General features: G+C 63.9%; 18 protein-coding genes. 10 read left to right on the plus strand and 8 right to left on the minus strand.

The window, feature by feature from the left end; all coding sequences use genetic code 11:
• Positions 1-376: 376 nt before the first annotated feature.
• Entirely contained in the window at positions 377-646 is a 270-nt protein-coding gene (locus Q0672_RS11790) for a hypothetical protein (protein ID WP_153162326.1), read from the minus strand.
• 296 nt (positions 647-942) lie between these two features.
• Here Q0672_RS11790 and earP point away from each other — a divergent pair, with 296 nt between their 5' ends.
• The 7 genes from earP to Q0672_RS11825 all read left to right on the plus strand — a co-directional run bounded on the left by earP (position 943) and on the right by Q0672_RS11825 (position 6,321).
• The gene (gene earP / locus Q0672_RS11795; protein WP_298622393.1) at positions 943-2,088 is read left to right on the plus strand and encodes an elongation factor P maturation arginine rhamnosyltransferase EarP; all 1,146 of its coding nucleotides are present in this window, start codon (positions 943-945) and stop codon (positions 2,086-2,088) included.
• A 56-nt stretch (positions 2,089-2,144) separates the two neighbouring features.
• Entirely contained in the window at positions 2,145-2,705 is a 561-nt protein-coding gene (gene efp / locus Q0672_RS11800) for an elongation factor P (RefSeq protein WP_153162328.1), read from the plus strand.
• A gap of 174 nt (positions 2,706-2,879) precedes the next feature.
• The gene (locus Q0672_RS11805) at positions 2,880-3,278 is read left to right on the plus strand and encodes a hypothetical protein (protein ID WP_153162329.1); all 399 of its coding nucleotides are present in this window, start codon (positions 2,880-2,882) and stop codon (positions 3,276-3,278) included.
• A gap of 69 nt (positions 3,279-3,347) precedes the next feature.
• Positions 3,348-3,890 (plus strand): YaeQ family protein, encoded by a 543-nt coding sequence (locus tag Q0672_RS11810; protein ID WP_153162330.1) that lies wholly within the window; start codon positions 3,348-3,350, stop codon positions 3,888-3,890.
• A 159-nt stretch (positions 3,891-4,049) separates the two neighbouring features.
• Positions 4,050-4,742: a hypothetical protein gene (locus Q0672_RS11815; protein ID WP_298622397.1), complete on the plus strand. Its 693-nt coding sequence runs from the start codon at positions 4,050-4,052 to the stop codon at positions 4,740-4,742.
• 11 nt (positions 4,743-4,753) lie between these two features.
• Positions 4,754-5,719: a DUF3365 domain-containing protein gene (locus Q0672_RS11820; RefSeq protein ID WP_298622399.1), complete on the plus strand. Its 966-nt coding sequence runs from the start codon at positions 4,754-4,756 to the stop codon at positions 5,717-5,719.
• 5 nt (positions 5,720-5,724) lie between these two features.
• Entirely contained in the window at positions 5,725-6,321 is a 597-nt protein-coding gene (locus Q0672_RS11825; RefSeq protein ID WP_153162333.1) for a hypothetical protein, read from the plus strand.
• Positions 6,322-6,329: 8 nt separating this feature from the next.
• Here the strand turns inward: Q0672_RS11825 and Q0672_RS11830 are convergent, their stop codons facing one another.
• Genes Q0672_RS11830 through Q0672_RS11860 form a run of 7 tightly spaced genes read right to left on the minus strand, consistent with a single transcriptional unit; the run spans position 6,330 to position 13,259 of the window.
• On the minus strand, positions 6,330-8,210 hold the full coding sequence (locus tag Q0672_RS11830) for an MFS transporter (RefSeq protein WP_298622401.1): 1,881 nt from the start codon (positions 8,208-8,210) through the stop codon (positions 6,330-6,332).
• Positions 8,207-9,439 (minus strand): amidohydrolase family protein, encoded by a 1,233-nt coding sequence (locus Q0672_RS11835; RefSeq protein ID WP_298622403.1) that lies wholly within the window; start codon positions 9,437-9,439, stop codon positions 8,207-8,209. Before Q0672_RS11835 ends, Q0672_RS11830 begins: the two co-directional genes overlap by 4 nt.
• Positions 9,436-9,972: a rhombosortase gene (rrtA, locus tag Q0672_RS11840; protein WP_298622405.1), complete on the minus strand. Its 537-nt coding sequence runs from the start codon at positions 9,970-9,972 to the stop codon at positions 9,436-9,438. Before rrtA ends, Q0672_RS11835 begins: the two co-directional genes overlap by 4 nt.
• Positions 9,962-10,783: a rhombotarget lipoprotein gene (gene rhlP, locus Q0672_RS11845; RefSeq protein WP_298622406.1), complete on the minus strand. Its 822-nt coding sequence runs from the start codon at positions 10,781-10,783 to the stop codon at positions 9,962-9,964. The genes rrtA and rhlP overlap by 11 nt, the downstream gene beginning before the upstream one ends.
• Before the next feature lie 15 nt (positions 10,784-10,798).
• Positions 10,799-12,367, minus strand: coding sequence for an AMP-binding protein (locus tag Q0672_RS11850; RefSeq protein WP_298622408.1), 1,569 nt, complete (start codon positions 12,365-12,367; stop codon positions 10,799-10,801).
• On the minus strand, positions 12,355-12,930 hold the full coding sequence (locus Q0672_RS11855; protein ID WP_298622410.1) for a 1-acyl-sn-glycerol-3-phosphate acyltransferase: 576 nt from the start codon (positions 12,928-12,930) through the stop codon (positions 12,355-12,357). The genes Q0672_RS11850 and Q0672_RS11855 overlap by 13 nt, the downstream gene beginning before the upstream one ends.
• A gap of 17 nt (positions 12,931-12,947) precedes the next feature.
• Positions 12,948-13,259 (minus strand): helix-turn-helix transcriptional regulator, encoded by a 312-nt coding sequence (locus Q0672_RS11860; RefSeq protein ID WP_153162339.1) that lies wholly within the window; start codon positions 13,257-13,259, stop codon positions 12,948-12,950.
• Positions 13,260-13,444: 185 nt separating this feature from the next.
• On the opposite strand from Q0672_RS11860, the gene Q0672_RS11865 reads away from it, so the two are divergent.
• From Q0672_RS11865 to atpE, 3 genes are all read left to right on the plus strand, one after another.
• Positions 13,445-13,786: an ATP synthase subunit I gene (locus Q0672_RS11865; protein ID WP_153162340.1), complete on the plus strand. Its 342-nt coding sequence runs from the start codon at positions 13,445-13,447 to the stop codon at positions 13,784-13,786.
• 2 nt (positions 13,787-13,788) lie between these two features.
• Positions 13,789-14,631, plus strand: a complete 843-nt coding sequence (atpB, locus tag Q0672_RS11870) for a F0F1 ATP synthase subunit A (RefSeq protein ID WP_153162341.1) — start codon at positions 13,789-13,791, stop codon at positions 14,629-14,631.
• A 61-nt stretch (positions 14,632-14,692) separates the two neighbouring features.
• On the plus strand, positions 14,693-14,876 hold a 184-nt coding region (atpE, locus tag Q0672_RS11875), incomplete at its 3' end, for a F0F1 ATP synthase subunit C (protein ID WP_298622414.1).

The raw sequence follows: 14,876 nt of genomic DNA on the forward strand, positions 1-14,876 counted from the left end.
GGAAGTCAGCTGCGCAGTGTATCGGTTCCGGTATCGCGCCGTCAGCCTGATCAGGGCTGAATTTAACGCCTCACACCAAAAAAGTTTTGAACGCCCATTTTGGGCTCAGGTTTGGCGAGCTGGCTGCAGAACTGGGTTTTATAAGTTTTCTATTTATATAAAAGATACTGTTAACTATGCTCGGGCTGTTTCTGTGGATAACCCGATAAAACCGTTTTAGCTCAAACCTTTGTTCACTTGAAAAAGCTCTGGAAAGGGCGCCTGTTAACGCTTGGACGAATTGGGGAGGGTTTTTCAGCCTGGTGCTGAATCACTGCTTGCCCACAGTTTGTACCCGCCCTGTCCGCCGCTTTGTGCACAGTTTGGCTGCCGGAACTCACAGCATCCGGGGCATCGGGTACTTGCGGGCAAAGTAGGTGTAGGCCTTGCGCAGGTCCCGCTCCCGGAAGATGTCGTGGCTCTCGGCCGCCTGGGCGATCTGATCCCGGAACATCTCGTGCAGTGTGTGGATGCCCCGTTCGGTGCGAAGCAGCTCGCGCGCCAGGGCGGTGGCCTGGGCGTCGGAAAGCTGGGTGGTTTCGTTGACGATCTGGACGGTTTCGTTGTCCAGGTCGATGAAATCCCTGAGATCGATGATCGACAGCATTGCGGTTACCTCTCTTGTTTCTGACTCCGGCCAGCGCCGTACTGGCCCCTGTGGTCTCCGCAACAGGGTGTTGTTAGTTTTTATTTATATGTAAACACTGTTTACGTTAACGCTTTCCGGTTTTCTGTGGAAAACCCCCTTTAGTCTAACGCATTCAGCCACTTGGGCAGTTCATAAGTCTGTCGACACGGCAGGGCACGAAGTGTGTGCGGATTGTTGAGGAATTTCAGCCTCGCGCCGTTTACCCAGTTTGTGCACAATCTGTCAGTCCACCTTTCCCCGGTTTGTCCCCAGCCTTGACCCTCTCCCATTCTCCAGCGCCCTGCTGGGACATCTTTTGCGCCGTTGTGGATAACTTTGGTGACGTAGGTGTCTGCTGGCGGCTTGCCCGTCAACTGGCGGCCGAACACGGCATCGCTGTCCGCCTGTGGATCGACGACCTGAAAAGCGCCTGCCGCCTGGTGCCGTCGGCGCTTCCGGGACTGGATGTGCAGCAGGTCGAAGGGGTGCAGATCCGCCACTGGACCGCGCCTTTTCCGGACATGGAACCCGGCGCGGTGGTGATCGCGGCCTTTGCGTGCGGCCTGCCCGATGGCTTCGTCGAGGCGATGGCCCGGCGCGATCCGAAACCGGTGTGGATCAATCTCGAATACCTGAGCGCGGAAGACTGGGTGGCCGGCTGCCATCGCCTGCCGTCGCCCCATCCGCGCCTGCCCTTGCGGCAGCACTTCTTCTTTCCCGGGCTGGATCGCCAGACCGGCGGCCTGCTCCGCGAGGCCGACTACGACGCCCGCCGGGCGCGTTTCTCGCCAGCCGATTTCTGGCGTGGCCTGGATCTGCTGCCGCCCGCTCCCGACGAGCTGCGGGTGTCGCTGTTCTGCTACGAAACGCCGGCTCTGGGCGAGCTGCTCGAACTCTGGCGCCAGGGGCCGACGCCGGTCACCTGCCTGGTGCCGGAAGGGCGGGCGCTGCCTTGCGTGGCACCGATCTTCGGCCTCACCGACCTGCGTGCCGGCGACCGCCTGGTGCGCGATGCCCTGACCGTGCAGATCCTGCCCTTCGTCGCCCAGCCCCGGTACGACGAGCTGCTGTGGGCCTGCGATCTCAATTTCGTGCGCGGTGAGGATTCGTTCGTTCGCGCCCAGTGGGCGGCGCATCCCTTCGTTTGGCACATCTACGTGCAGGACGAGGATGCCCACCTCGAAAAACTGGATGCCTTCCTGGCCCGCTTCCGGCCGGGGCTGGAACCGGCCGCCGCCGAGGCCGTCACCGCCTTCTGGCAGGCATGGAACCGGGGACAGGGCGTTGCCGGAGCCTGGCCGGCTTTCCGGCAGGCGCTACCGGCGCTGGCCGCCCACGGCAAGGCATGGTCTGCCGGTCTGCGCGAGGCGGGCGAGCTCGCCCAAAACCTGGTGCAGTTCTGTAAAGATGAGATAGAATAATAAGTTACCTTTTATCCGTGGCACGTGCCGCGATCAACAGCACAGCAGGAAACAGCATGAAAACCGCAATGGAACTCCGCTCCGGCAACGTGATCATGGTGGGCAGCGACGCCCTCGTGGTTCAGAAGGCCGAATACAACAAGTCTGGCCGTAACGCCGCTGTCGTGAAGATGAAGCTCAAGAACCTGCTCACCGGCGCCCCGTCCGAGTCGGTTTACAAGGCTGACGACAAGTTCGAGATCGTCGTCCTCGATCGCAAGGAAGTGACCTACTCCTACTTCGCCGATCCGATGTACGTCTTCATGGATGCCGAGTACGAACAGTACGAAGTCGAAGCCGAGAACATGACCGACGCGCTCAAGTACCTGGTCGACGGCATGCCCTGCGAAGTGGTGTTCTACAACGGCAAGGCCATCTCCGTGGAACTGCCGACCACCGTCGTTCGCGAAGTCGAATACACCGAACCCGCCGTCAAGGGCGACACCTCCGGCAAGGTCCTGAAGCCCGCCCGCATCGCCCCCAGCGGCTTCGAGCTGTCGGTTCCGGCCTTCGTGGAAATCGGCGACAAGATCGAAATCGACACCCGCACCGACGAATACCGCAACCGCGTGAAGTAATCCTGGTGCAGCTGTCCGTCGAAAAAGGCCCTTCAGGGCCTTTTTCTTTGTCGGCCGATGTCATCCAATCGGCGGGTTCATGCGTTACGATGTCGCGTGCATTTGCAGTCGGGCACCCTGCCCCGACCCCGCTCACCCGAGCACCCCCTCAACATCCTGTTGGAGACTCATCCGATGAATACCCGTTCCGTTCTTCTCGCCGCCCTCCTCGCCATTGGCCTTGCCGCCTGTTCCAAGAAGGAAGAGCCCGCGCCCGCCCCGGCTCCGGCCCCCGCCGTTGCCGACGCCGCCAAGGAAGCTGCCCAGAAGGCTGAAGAAGCCGCCAAGCAGGCCGCCGAAGCTGCCAAGAGCGCTGCCGGCTCCGCCACCGATGCAGCCAAGGACGCCGCCGGCGCTGCGAAGGAAGCCGGCAAGGAAGCCGTCGACGCCAGCAAGGAAGCTGCGAAGGATGCCGTTGCTGCCGCCAAGGACGCAGCCAGCTCCGCCAAGGAAGCTGGCAAGGAAGCGGCCGCCGCGACCGCCGACGCTGCCAAGGAAGCCGCCGACAAGGCCAAGGCTGCCGTCGGCAAGTAAGCCGTCCGTCCAGCAGTCGAAACCGGGCCTTGTGCCCGGTTTTTCTTTTTCTGACCGAGTATTCCGTTCATGGCCCTCAAGTCCACCATCTTCCGCGCCACCCTCAACGTCTCCGACCTCGACCGTGGTTACTACGCCGAGCACGGGCTCACCATCGCCCGGCATCCCTCCGAGACCGACGAACGGATGATGGTGCGCATCCTCGCTTTCGCCCTCAATGCCGACGAGCGCCTGCAGTTCGGACGGGGCATCTCCACCGACGACGAACCGGCCCTGTGGCTGAAGGACGACACCGGCCGGATCCTCAAATGGATCGAGGTCGGTCTGCCTGACGAACGCCTGCTGCGCCGTGCCGCCGGACGGGCCGATGAAGTCATCGTACTGGCCTACGGTGGCCGCACCGTCGATATCTGGTGGCAAAAGGAAAGCGCGACTCTCAGCCGCCTTCAGAACCTGAAGATTTTTTCGCTGAATGTGGAAAGTTCCCGCGCACTCGCCGGATTGGCCGAGCGCTCCATGGAATTAGGCTGCACCATTCAAGATGGGGAAGTCTGGTTTTCAGCCGGGGAAAAAACCCTGTCGATTATTCCGGAATCTATTTTCGCGAATTGATTGGTTTTAATGAATTATTGACATGTTTTGAATTAACCCAAATTGGTTCAATTCATCGGAATGTCGGTCGTGATTTCCGTCACATAGATCGAAGGTTATAGAAGGGAATCCCGTTCGCCTCTTTGCATAATTTGACAATCATTTGTCAGATTGTGATTCATGGACCGCCACGAAGTCGAAACGCACCTTGTCGGTGATTTTGATGACATCTCGCTTCATGAACTTGCGAACCGGGAATTCCCCATGTCGACAGCTGTTCTGTTTGTTACCACCGATGCCAGGGTCGTTCCGCCGGGCCTCGTGAAGGTCGCGAAGATCACCGATTCCGTCGAGGACGCGCTCAGGATGTGCGCATCCGCGAGCTTCGGTGCGGTCTTCTGCGACGCAGCGTCCCTGGCCAATGGCGGCAGCGGTTTCCGCCTCGGAAGGCAGATGCGCCGCAACGGCATCGCGACGCCGCTATTTCTCATGACGAATTCGCTGCTTTCCGGCATGGAAGGCATGGCCGTCGCTTCTGGTGCGACGGGATTCATCAGCCGCACGGCAGCGGCAATTCTCGATGCGCTCAAGTCGGTTGCGATGGGGGTCGTCCCATCTGCCGAGCCCGCCCCGAAAGCGGTGGCGAGAATCGATCAGCCTCTTCCCGAAATTGACGTCGTGATAGAAGGCGCGCGAATCCTGCTCAGGAAATACGCGGGCCCGGTCGCCAGCATGATGGTCGATGACGTTCTCGACGAGCTCTATTCAAAACATCCCGATGGTGTTCCTGTCGGTGTCTTTGCCGAAGCTGTTGCCGCCCATGTGAATAGCGGCAAGGCGCGGTCCGATTTTCTCCGTGAATTGCTGGCCTGACCGAAATCTCCATGAACGTCTTCAAGAAACTCTCCCTTTCCTATCAATTCACGCTGATCCTGATCGTGCTGGCGCTCGTGGCGGCAATGGCCAGCTATCTCATCGGCTCATCCGTTTATGTGAGCGAGATCCGCAACCAGGCCCGCACCGTGGCGGACATGGTGGATAACTTTGGCCAATGGGCCACTCGTTACCGCGGCGTGTGGGTGAAAGACGATCCCCGCGATCCCAAACTGCAGGTGGGCAGCTTCCTGGAGCGCGAGGCGTCTTCGACGGCGGCTGGCGGCGATTCGACCATGTCGAACCTGGCTGCCTTCCATCGCAAGAACCCCGCGCTGGTGCAGCGCGAGCTGTCGGACATCACGATGGCTTCGCCGGCGAAGGCCAAGTTCCGGATGACGTCCGACCGGTTCATGAACCCCAACAATGCGCCGTCCGAATTCGACAAGGTGGCGATGAACGCGATCCGCGAATCCGGGGCAACCGAGTACAGCGAAGTCCGCGACGGCCAGCTGCTGTATGCCCGCCGCCTGGTGGCGGAAAAGGGCTGTCTGCGCTGCCACGGGGTGCCCGCCGAGGCGCCGCCCGCGGTTGCTGCGCTCTACCCTGGGCCCCAGGGCTACGGCTATGAGGAAGGCAAGCTCGCCGGCGTGATCAGCGTGGCGATTCCCCTGGAATTCAGCTTTGCCGGCTTCGTTCAGCGCTTCGACCGCCAGGTGTGGCTGGCGCTGGGGGCGATCGCTGTCGGCGTGGCCGGTCTGCTGCTCTTCATCCGTCAGCAGGTGATCGTGCCGGTCCGTAAGGTGCGGAAGTTTGCCCTCGCGGCGTCCAACTCCGAGCCCGGAGCCAAGCTCGACAAGGTGGAGTTCGTCGAGGGTGAGCACGCCTCGGCCAACGAAATCCACGAACTCAATACGGCGGTCAAGGCGATGCACACCTCGATCGAATATCTCTACCGCAAGATGACTAAGCGCTGATAACCATGGAACTCACCATCGATCCCGTGGCAACGTCCCGGATGTTCATGATCTACCTTCACCTGCTCGCCCTGGCGGGTGCAGCCTCGGCCGTGGCCATTGGTGATTACGCGATCTTCGGGCGCGAGCGCATTGATTCGGGCCTGCTCCAGCGGGCAGCTGTTTTTGCAACGATTGCCCTTGCCGTGCTGTGGGCTACCGGCGTGGCGATCGTCGTTCTTGATCTTGGTCTCGATTTTGACGCGCTGCTCGGCAAGCCCAAGTTGCTGGCCAAGCTCACCGTTGTGGCGGTGCTCACCATCAACAGCCTGGCCCTGCATCTGGTGGCGTTTCCGACCTTCAGGAGTAGCCATCATGACGCCCTGAAGGCCGCCACGCTGCCCTCGGTGTTTGGGGCGATCAGCGCCTCATCGTGGATCTACGCGGCGTTCATCGGGGTGGCCAAGCCGCTCACCAACGCCTTCGGCTACAGCGGCTTCATCGCGCTCTTCGTCGTGATCCTGGTGTGTGCGGTCACGATGGCGGTGGTGCTCGTCCGGCCCCGTCTGGCGTCGCGGCTGGGGGGCAACGTGCAACCGATCCGGGCCGTCATGGCGGCCTGAGCGGCGTCTTACTTCCAGTCGCCGCGAAGCATCGCAACCTGCAGCTGAACCTGCGGCAGGCTGGCGGTTTCCGGCGGCAGGGCTGGCCCGGCCACCAGCTCGATGCGGCTGAACAGGCCGCGCCGGAAAGGGCGCGACAGGGCCGGGCCGTCCTTGCGCGAGAACATGCTGCCCCACAGCCCGCGCAGGGCCATCGGCACCACCGGCACCGGGTTGGCGTCAAGGATGCGCGCAAGCCCCGGACGGAACGGGCACAGCTCGCCATCGGCGGTGATCTTCCCTTCCGGAAACAGCCCGATCAGCTCGCCCTCGGCCAGCGCCTTCGACACTTCGGCGAAGGCCGCTTCCATCATCACCGCGTCTTCCTTGGCCGGTGCGATCGGGATAGCCCGGCTGTGGCGGAACACGAACGACAGCACCGGCCAGCGGAAGATCCGGTGGTCCATCACGAAGCGGATTGGCCGCCGGCACGCCGCCGCGATCACCAGCGCATCCACGAAGCTCACGTGGTTGCACACCAGCACCGCCGGCCCTTCGGCCGGAATGTGCTCGATGCCTTCGGTGCGCAGGCGATACACGCTATGCACCAGCAGCCACACGATGAAGCGCAGCAGGAACTCCGGCACCAGCCGGTAGATGTAGATCGCCACCGCCGCGTTCATCAGCGCCGCCACGCCGAACAGCATCGGGATCGTCAGCCCGGCGCCCAGCAGCGCCCCGGCCGACAGGGCGCCAACCACCATGAACAGCGCGTTTACGATGTTGTTGGCGGCGATGATCCGCGCCCGTTGGGCCGGCGCCGAGCGGCTCTGCATCATCGCGTAGAGCGGCACGATGAAGAAGCCGCCGAACACCCCCAGCATCAGCAGCGCCAGCAGCACCCGGAACATGCCCGGCTGAGCCAGCACCGCGCCGATCGCCAGTGGCGCCCCGGCTGGCACCACCGACGGCGAGGCCAGCGCGATGTCCAGCCCGAACAGGGTGAGCCCGATCGAACCGAAGGGCACCAGCCCGATCTCCACATGACCGCCGGAGAGCTTCTCGCACAGCAGCGAGCCCAGCCCGATGCCCACCGTGAAGGTGGCCAGCAGCAGCGTCACCGTGCCCTCGCCACCGCCCAGCACGTTCTTCGCGTAGGCCGGAAACTGGGCCAGGAACAGCGCGCCGTACAGCCAGAACCACGAGATCCCCATGATCGCCAGAAACACTGGTCGATCCTTGCGGGCGAAGCCGATGTTGCGCCAGGTCTCGGAGATCGGGTTGGGATTGACCTTCAGCCCGGGTTCCGGTGCCGGGGCCGGCGGCACGCCACGGCTGGTGAGATAGCCCGCCACCGCCACCACCAGCCCGCCACCGGCAATCCACAGGTCACCGTGGTCGGCCGCCGCCAACAGCCCGCCCACCAGTGTGCCGAGCAGGATCGCCACGAAGGTGCCCGCCTCGACCAGCGCATTGCCGCCGACGAGCTCGTCTTCGTGCAGGTGCTGGGGTAGCAGCGCGTACTTCACCGGCCCGAACAGTGTGGAATGACAGCCGAGCAGGAACAGCGCGCCCAGCAGCACCGTCAGGCTGTGGGCCAGGAAGCCCGCGAGCGCCACCGCCATGATGGCGATCTCCAGCACCTTCACCAGCCGGGTGAGGTACGCCTTGTCGTACTTGTCGGCGAGTTGGCCGGCGCTGGCCGAGAACAGGAAGAATGGCAGGATGAAGATCCCCGCCGCCAGGTTGGCCAGCAGCGCCGGGTCGATGGTCGTCCAGCTGGCCGCCTGGAAGGTGAGCAGCACCACCAGCGCGTTCTTGAACAGGTTGTCGTTGAACGCCCCGAGAAACTGGGTCAGGAAGAACGGGCGGAAGCGCTGCTCGTTGAGCAGGCGGAACTGGGAACTCATGGGGTTTTCCGGTCGAAGAAGGCCCGCGTCTCGAAGACGCCCGGGGCAAAACGGTGGGCCCCAGAGCGCAGCGTGCGCTTGAGGACAAAATCGAAAAGCAGCGGATTGTGCTCGCGAATGGTTTCAAGCACCGGCACGGCGTGGGCCGGCAGGAGTTTTTCGGCGGCCATCCTGGCTGGCGACACCAGCGGCAGGATGCCGGGCAGTGGATAGTCGGTGCCGAACAGCAGACGCGAATGCCAGTCGTCGCGCTCGACGAGCTGGCGGATCACCTCGATGCGCCGGTTGCGCAGGGTGATCGCCGAGATGTCGCCAAAGAGCCGGCCCTCGGCGCGCGGCTCGGCCATCAACCGGGCGAAGAGATCGAAGCTGGCGACCTTGCCGCCGTGGCGGCTGTCTTCATCGCGATCTTCGCCGAGGGTTGCGCAGTGGGCGACGACCACCCGCACGCCGTGATCCAGCGCCCGGCGCAGGCGCAGCGGGTTGCCCCATTCCAGCCGGCCGGCGCCGTGGACGGCCTTCTCCTCGCCGGCGTGGGTGATGAGCGGCAGATCGAGCCGGGCCAGCGCCGTGTAGAAGCGATCGCAGGCCGGCGAGGCCGGGTCGATGCCCATGGCTGGCGGCAGCCATTTCACCGCCCGGGCGCCATCGCGCGCGGCGGCTTCGAGCGCCTCGACGCAGTCTTCCCGCAGCGGGTGGATCGAGCAGGCCCATTCAAAGTAGGCCGGATGGGCGCGGGCCACGTCGCGGGCGTAGCGGTCGGGCACGTGGAAGGCGGTGAGATCGGGGCGGGGCTGGCCGCTCGCGTTGTGGGTCTGCTCGAAGGCGAAGAGCACCAGCTTGAAGCCGGGCCGCATGCTGTCGGCCAGGTTGTGCAGGCGCTCCACGTAGCTCTGGTCCACCCGGCCCGGCGCCTCGTGGGCGCAGCCGGCGTTGAGGTAGAACAGGCGCTGGATGTATTCGGTGGGGTGGAGCGGGCTCAGCATCCGCGGGTTCATCTGGATGCCTCCGCCGCTGTCGCCGGTGCCGGCGAGGTGGGCGTGGACGTCCCACACCTTGCCCGCATCGATGCCGTCCCACGCAGCGCGGACGATGTCGTGCTCGAGGACGGCCGGTGGCAACGTGGCGCGGCACGGATTCCACACCCGCGGACGGGCGGCACTGGCCGCGCCGACGCCCAGCAGCGCCGAGGCGCCCAGCCCGGCTAGCAGAAAATGACGGCGGTTCATCGTGGGTTTCGTCTCACATGAAGCCAGCCGGCGGTGGCGAGGCCCAGCAACAATCCACCCAGATGGGCCGGCCAGGCGACGGCGATGCCTTCCGGCAGGAGCGCGGATTGACTGCCGGTGAAGGCATCGAAGCCGAGCTTGGCCAGGTAGGCCACCGCCAGAATCCGCCCGACTAGCCCGCCTTCGATTGCCGCGCCCACCACCAGCATCGCCACCAGCCCGGACAGGCCGCGGTAGCGCTCCAGCTCTGGCGCGGCCGCCAGCAGGAAGAGGGAAAGCAGCGGCGCCACCAGCGGCAGCGCGGCCAGCCATGGGCGGATCGGCCGGCCGGCGATCACGCAGATCGCCGCCGCCGCCGCCAGGTTGCCGGCCAGATGGAGCACCGACCAGTGGCAGAACTGGCCCGTCCATAGCCGCCAGAGCTGACCTTCGGCGACCGCCTGGCGGTTCAGCTCCATCGCCTCGCCCGGCAGCAGGCTGGCGACCAGCAGCAGCCCGGCGGGCAACCCCAGGCGCCAATGTTCAGCCAGCACGACGTCGGTAGATCGCGACGGCGGCCGTTGCGCCAAACAGGCCCAGGCCGGCGAGCCCGCCGTCGCCGCCGGAGCTGCGCGAGGTGTGGATGATGCGGGCGGCGTTCTGCTCCTTTACCCGCTGCCTGAAGGCTTCCAGTTCGGCGTCGAGCTGCGGGATGAGCGAGTCCACCGCCTGGCGGTAGCCTTCGGTGCGAGCCTCGCGGGATGCCTCGCCAAACTTGACCAGCGGCGAACTGCCCTTGAGCTGGCTGGTGCCCGGGGCGCGGAACAGTAGCTGGCGGCTCGCCACGTCAAAGACCGACGCATCCACCAGCGTGCTCACGTCGTACTGGCTGCCGTTGACGAGATAGCCGCCGACGATGGTCCAGTAGAAGACCGACAGCCGGTTGTTGTCGCTGAACTGCATCTGGTCGTAGGACAGGAGCACGACCACATCCACGTTGAACATTCGGGCGGCCTGCTCCAGGTTGCCAAAACCGCCGCGGCTGCGCAGGTAGGTTGTCGGGATCACCTGGATGCTGTCGATGTAGGGCCGGTTGGAGAAGGCGCTCTTGACGCGGTTGAGTAGGTTGTTGCGTTCGACTTCCGGCAGGTCTCCCCTGAGGTCGCCGGGCACGAAGGCGATGCCGACGCGCAGCGGCAGGTGCAGCTCTGGGACGGTGGGCTTGAGCGCGGGCCGCTCGTTCTGCGGGTACAGATAATCCACGACGCTGGCGCGGTGGGTCTTCTCGGGGGGATCGAACCAGGTGGCGCAGCCGGTGGAAATCAGTGCTGAGGCGACGAGGGCGGCAAGGGTGCGATGACGCATGGGTTCTCCGGGATGTCAGGCCTTTTCGGCCCATTGTTTGAGGGTGACGTAGTCGATCTTGCCGGTGCCGAGCAGCGGCAGCGCATCGACCAGGACGACCCGGCGTGGCACCGCGATCTCTGGCCAGCCGCCGTCGCGGGCAGCGGCCTGGAGGCGGTCGCGGGTGAGCGTCGGATCGGTGGAAAACAGCAGGATGTTCTCGCCGCGGCTGGCATCGGGCTGGGTCGAGGCAGCGTGGGTGGCGCCGGGCGCGGCGGCGGCGGCCAGCTTCTCGACCGCTTCGAGGGACACCATCTCGCCGGCGACCTTGGCGAAGCGCTTCACCCGGCCGACGATCTTCACGAAACCGTCATCGTCGATCTCCACCACGTCGCCGGTTTCGTACCAGCCTTCGCCGGCGGGCGAGACGGGCGGCTGCAGCACGCCGGGCTGCTCGAAGCGGAGGTAGCCGGACATCAGGTTGGGGCCCTTCACGTGGAGCATGCCGCCGGACGGGATGCCGGGCACCGGCACCAGCTGGTGCTGGATGCCCGGCAAAAGCTGGCCGACCGTGCCGCTGCGGAAGGCCATCGGCGTATTGACGGCCAGCACCGGCGCGGTCTCGGTGGCGCCGTAGCCTTCGAAAATGCGGATGCCGAACTTCTCGAACCACAGGTCGCGCACCGGCGTGGCGAGCTTCTCGGCGCCGGCGATCACGTAGCGCAGGCGGTAGAAATCGTAGGGGTGGGCAAACTTGGCGTAGTTGCCCAGGAAGGTGCTGGTGCCCAGCAGCACCGTGCAGTTGCGGTCGTAGGCGAGCTCCGGGATCACCCGGTAATGCAGCGGCGACGGGTAAAGGAAGACCTTGGCGCCAGCCAGCACCGGCAGCAGCCCACCGGCGGTGAGGCCGAAGGAGTGGAACAGCGGCAGCGCGTTGAGGATCTTGTCGTCGATGGAGAAATCCACCACCGCGCGGATCTGGGCGATGTTGGCGAGGAGCGCCCGGTGCGACAGCACCACGCCCTTCGGCTTGCCTTCCGAGCCGGAGGTGAATAGCACCACCGCGGCGTCCTCCGGCGAACCGGCGGGCAGCGCGGCGCGGGGGAAGGGCAGCGCCCAGGCCATCAGCCAGAGCTTGTCGCCGAGGGTCATCCGGTCGCGCAGATCTTCCAGCCACACCAGACGCACATCGGTGAGCGCCGCCAGCTTGTCGCCCAGCTTGGCCTGCTCGACGAACGCGCGCGAAGTGAGGATGGTGCGGATCTGCCCGGCGGTGCAGGCGGCCTGCATGCCGTCGACGCCGGCGGTGTAGTTGAGCATCGCCGCCACGCGTCGGTGGGCGGTGAGGCCGAAGACCAGCCCGAGGGTGGGCGCCAGGTTGGGTAGCAGCAGGCCGACCCGCTCGCCAGGCGTGCTCTCGCGGGCCACCAGGCGGCCGAGGGCGAGGGACATCTTGATGAGGTCCCGGTAGGTGTATTCGATCTGCTTCAGATCCTCGACCAGGGTGTGGCCGTGGCCCTGGATGTCGGCGGCGTCTAGGAGCGCCTCGAACAGGGTTTGCGTGGGGCGGGTGGCGAAGATCATGTCCTGCATCAGCCGGCGCATTGCTTCGCCGGCCTTGCGGCGACGCTGGCGGGCGCTACCGGCATCGGGATCGTGGTGGTGGGGCGCAGGAACAGGCTGATCTGCGGGAACAGGCGCTTCGGCACATGGGCCGCGAGCCGCGAGAAGTAGCTGCGCGCCGCGCCGTCGATGCGCACCGGGAGGATGGTCGCACCGGTCTTGGCGGCGACGAAGGCCGGACCGTCATAGGTCTTCATCAGGCTGCCGGTGGTCGTAATGCGCCCCTCGGGAAAGATCACCACCGGTCTTCCCTCATCTATAAGACGGATGACCTTTTTCATCGCCATCGGGCTGGTTGGGTCGACTGCGAGGTAATCCACCAGGCTCAGCATCAGCCGGAACAGTGGATTACGCACCACGCCGGTGTGCACCACGAACACCGGGTCCAGGGGCAGGAACAGCCCGAGGAGCAGGCCGTCGAGGAAGGATTCGTGATTGGCCACCACCAGCAGGCGCGAGCGGACATCGGGCAGCGCTCCGGCGACCCGCACACGGAACAGCAGGCCGGCCACCCGGCGCAGAACGGACTTGACGAGATTTCGCATGATTCGTGCGGAGTGGATCAGAGATCGGTGTCGAGGTAAGTCGTCACCTTGCCGAAGGCGTCTTGCAGGAAAGGCTTGTTTACATGGAAGTAAATCTCCTTGCCCTGCCGCTCGGCGATCAGCACGCCAGCCTCGCGGAGCACCTTGAGGTGGTGGGAAACCGTGGAGCGGGCGAGGGTCGAGACCTCTGCGATCTGCCCCACGTTGAGGCGCTCACCCGGCTCGAAGGTGAGCAGGATGCGCTGGCGATGTTCATCGCCCAGCGCGGCAAAGATGGCGGAGATATCACGCCATGTTTCGGGGATCGACCGGGAGTAGTTCTTGTTCATGTCGATAATCATCGATATGTTTTTCGGGCATGTCAAGCGCCCCCTTGTGGCGAACTGCGGAATTTCAAGCCCCTGATGCGATGTTGCGGTGCGTCAGTAATTGACTTTGTCACGGTTAACCCGTAGGATCCGCGTGTTTTTCGTACGGCGGACGGCGCAACACCCGGCGTGCCACGCAGAGAGCCATGTTCAAAGCGGTATTCCTGCAGATAGGCGCGACAATTCTGACGGCATTGATCGTCGGAGCGATTACAGGGGTGCGCGGTGCGTTGTCGGCGGCGTTGGGAGGCGCAGCCTGTGTTCTTCCCAATTTGTTGTTCGCCCTGCGCCTGCACTTTGTTTCAAAGCGGCCGGCTGCGTCGTACCCGCTTGCGTTTTTTGTTGGCGAGTTTCTGAAGATCGCGTCAACCGTAGGATTGTTGGCGACCGTTCAACTCGTGTATCCAGACGTCCATTGGTTGGCGTTGTTCATCGGGTTGGTCGTGGCGCTTAAGGCGAATTTGTTTGCATTTTTGGTGAAGACCTGACCATGAGTACTGGCCACGAAGCCCACGCACCCACCGCTGGCGAATATATCGTCCACCACCTGACCCACCTGAACAGCACGGGTCATGCCCAGACTGCGATCATTGACTGGAGTGTCTGGAACCTTGACACCCTGTTCTTCTCGATCGGTCTCGGCATCGTCACGCTGCTGATCCTGATCAAGTGCGCGAGCAGCGCCACTTCCGGTGTTCCCGGCCGCTTCCAGGCCGCAATCGAAATTCTCGTCGAGATGGTCGCCGACCAGGCCAAGGGCATCGTGCATAGCGCCGAATCCCGCAAGTTCGTCGCGCCCGTCGCTCTCACGGTGTTCTTCTGGATCTTCCTGATGAACTCCATGGACTTCCTGCCGGTCGATCTGCTTCCCAAGATCTGGGCGCTCATCTCCGGTGACGAGCACGCTTACCTCCGCGTCGTTCCCACCGCCGACCTGAACGGCACCCTCGGCATGTCCATCGGTGTCCTGCTGATCTGTCTGTACTACAACATCAAGATCAAGGGTTTCGGTGGCTGGGTGCATGAGCTCTTCACCGCGCCGTTCGGTTCCCACCCGCTCCTGTATCCGATCAACTTCCTGATGCAGATGATCGAATTCCTGGCCAAGACCGTCTCCCACGGCATGCGACTGTTCGGCAACATGTACGCTGGCGAACTGGTGTTCATGCTGATCGCGCTGATGGGCGGCACCGCCACTGTCTTCGGCTTCCTCGGTCATGTCGTTGCGGGCTCCATCTGGGCCGTCTTCCACATCCTGATCGTCGCCCTGCAGGCCTTCATCTTCATGATGCTGACCCTGGTGTACATTGGTCAGGCGCACGAAAGCCACTAAGTTTCAGTTTCAAGCAGTCGTTTCGGTTTCTATTTAAATCATCTCAACTAAAGGAGTAGTCATGGAACACGTTCTCGGTTTTGTTGCTCTGGCCGCCGGTCTGATCATCGGTCTGGGTGCTATCGGTGCCTGTATCGGTATCGGCATCATGGGTAGCAAGTACCTGGAAGCTTCCGCTCGCCAACCCGAGCTGATGAACGCCCTGCAGACCAAGATGTTCCTGCTGGCCGGTCTGATCGACGCTG

It is taken from the genome of uncultured Zoogloea sp., from assembly GCF_937894855.1.
Classification (GTDB): domain Bacteria; phylum Pseudomonadota; class Gammaproteobacteria; order Burkholderiales; family Rhodocyclaceae; genus Zoogloea; species Zoogloea oryzae.

Coding starts and splice junctions, on each gene's coding strand:
- Q0672_RS11790 (WP_153162326.1), bottom strand. CDS start 646: ATGCTGTCGATCATCGATCTCAGGGATTTCATCGACCTGGACAACGAA.
- efp (WP_153162328.1), top strand. CDS start 2,145: ATGAAAACCGCAATGGAACTCCGCTCCGGCAACGTGATCATGGTGGGC.
- Q0672_RS11805 (WP_153162329.1), top strand. CDS start 2,880: ATGAATACCCGTTCCGTTCTTCTCGCCGCCCTCCTCGCCATTGGCCTT.
- Q0672_RS11810 (WP_153162330.1), top strand. CDS start 3,348: ATGGCCCTCAAGTCCACCATCTTCCGCGCCACCCTCAACGTCTCCGAC.
- Q0672_RS11815 (WP_298622397.1), top strand. CDS start 4,050: ATGGACCGCCACGAAGTCGAAACGCACCTTGTCGGTGATTTTGATGAC.
- Q0672_RS11820 (WP_298622399.1), top strand. CDS start 4,754: ATGAACGTCTTCAAGAAACTCTCCCTTTCCTATCAATTCACGCTGATC.
- Q0672_RS11825 (WP_153162333.1), top strand. CDS start 5,725: ATGGAACTCACCATCGATCCCGTGGCAACGTCCCGGATGTTCATGATC.
- Q0672_RS11830 (WP_298622401.1), bottom strand. CDS start 8,210: ATGAGTTCCCAGTTCCGCCTGCTCAACGAGCAGCGCTTCCGCCCGTTC.
- Q0672_RS11835 (WP_298622403.1), bottom strand. CDS start 9,439: ATGAACCGCCGTCATTTTCTGCTAGCCGGGCTGGGCGCCTCGGCGCTG.
- rhlP (WP_298622406.1), bottom strand. CDS start 10,783: ATGCGTCATCGCACCCTTGCCGCCCTCGTCGCCTCAGCACTGATTTCC.
- Q0672_RS11850 (WP_298622408.1), bottom strand. CDS start 12,367: ATGCGCCGGCTGATGCAGGACATGATCTTCGCCACCCGCCCCACGCAA.
- Q0672_RS11855 (WP_298622410.1), bottom strand. CDS start 12,930: ATGCGAAATCTCGTCAAGTCCGTTCTGCGCCGGGTGGCCGGCCTGCTG.
- Q0672_RS11860 (WP_153162339.1), bottom strand. CDS start 13,259: ATGAACAAGAACTACTCCCGGTCGATCCCCGAAACATGGCGTGATATC.
- Q0672_RS11865 (WP_153162340.1), top strand. CDS start 13,445: ATGTTCAAAGCGGTATTCCTGCAGATAGGCGCGACAATTCTGACGGCA.
- atpB (WP_153162341.1), top strand. CDS start 13,789: ATGAGTACTGGCCACGAAGCCCACGCACCCACCGCTGGCGAATATATC.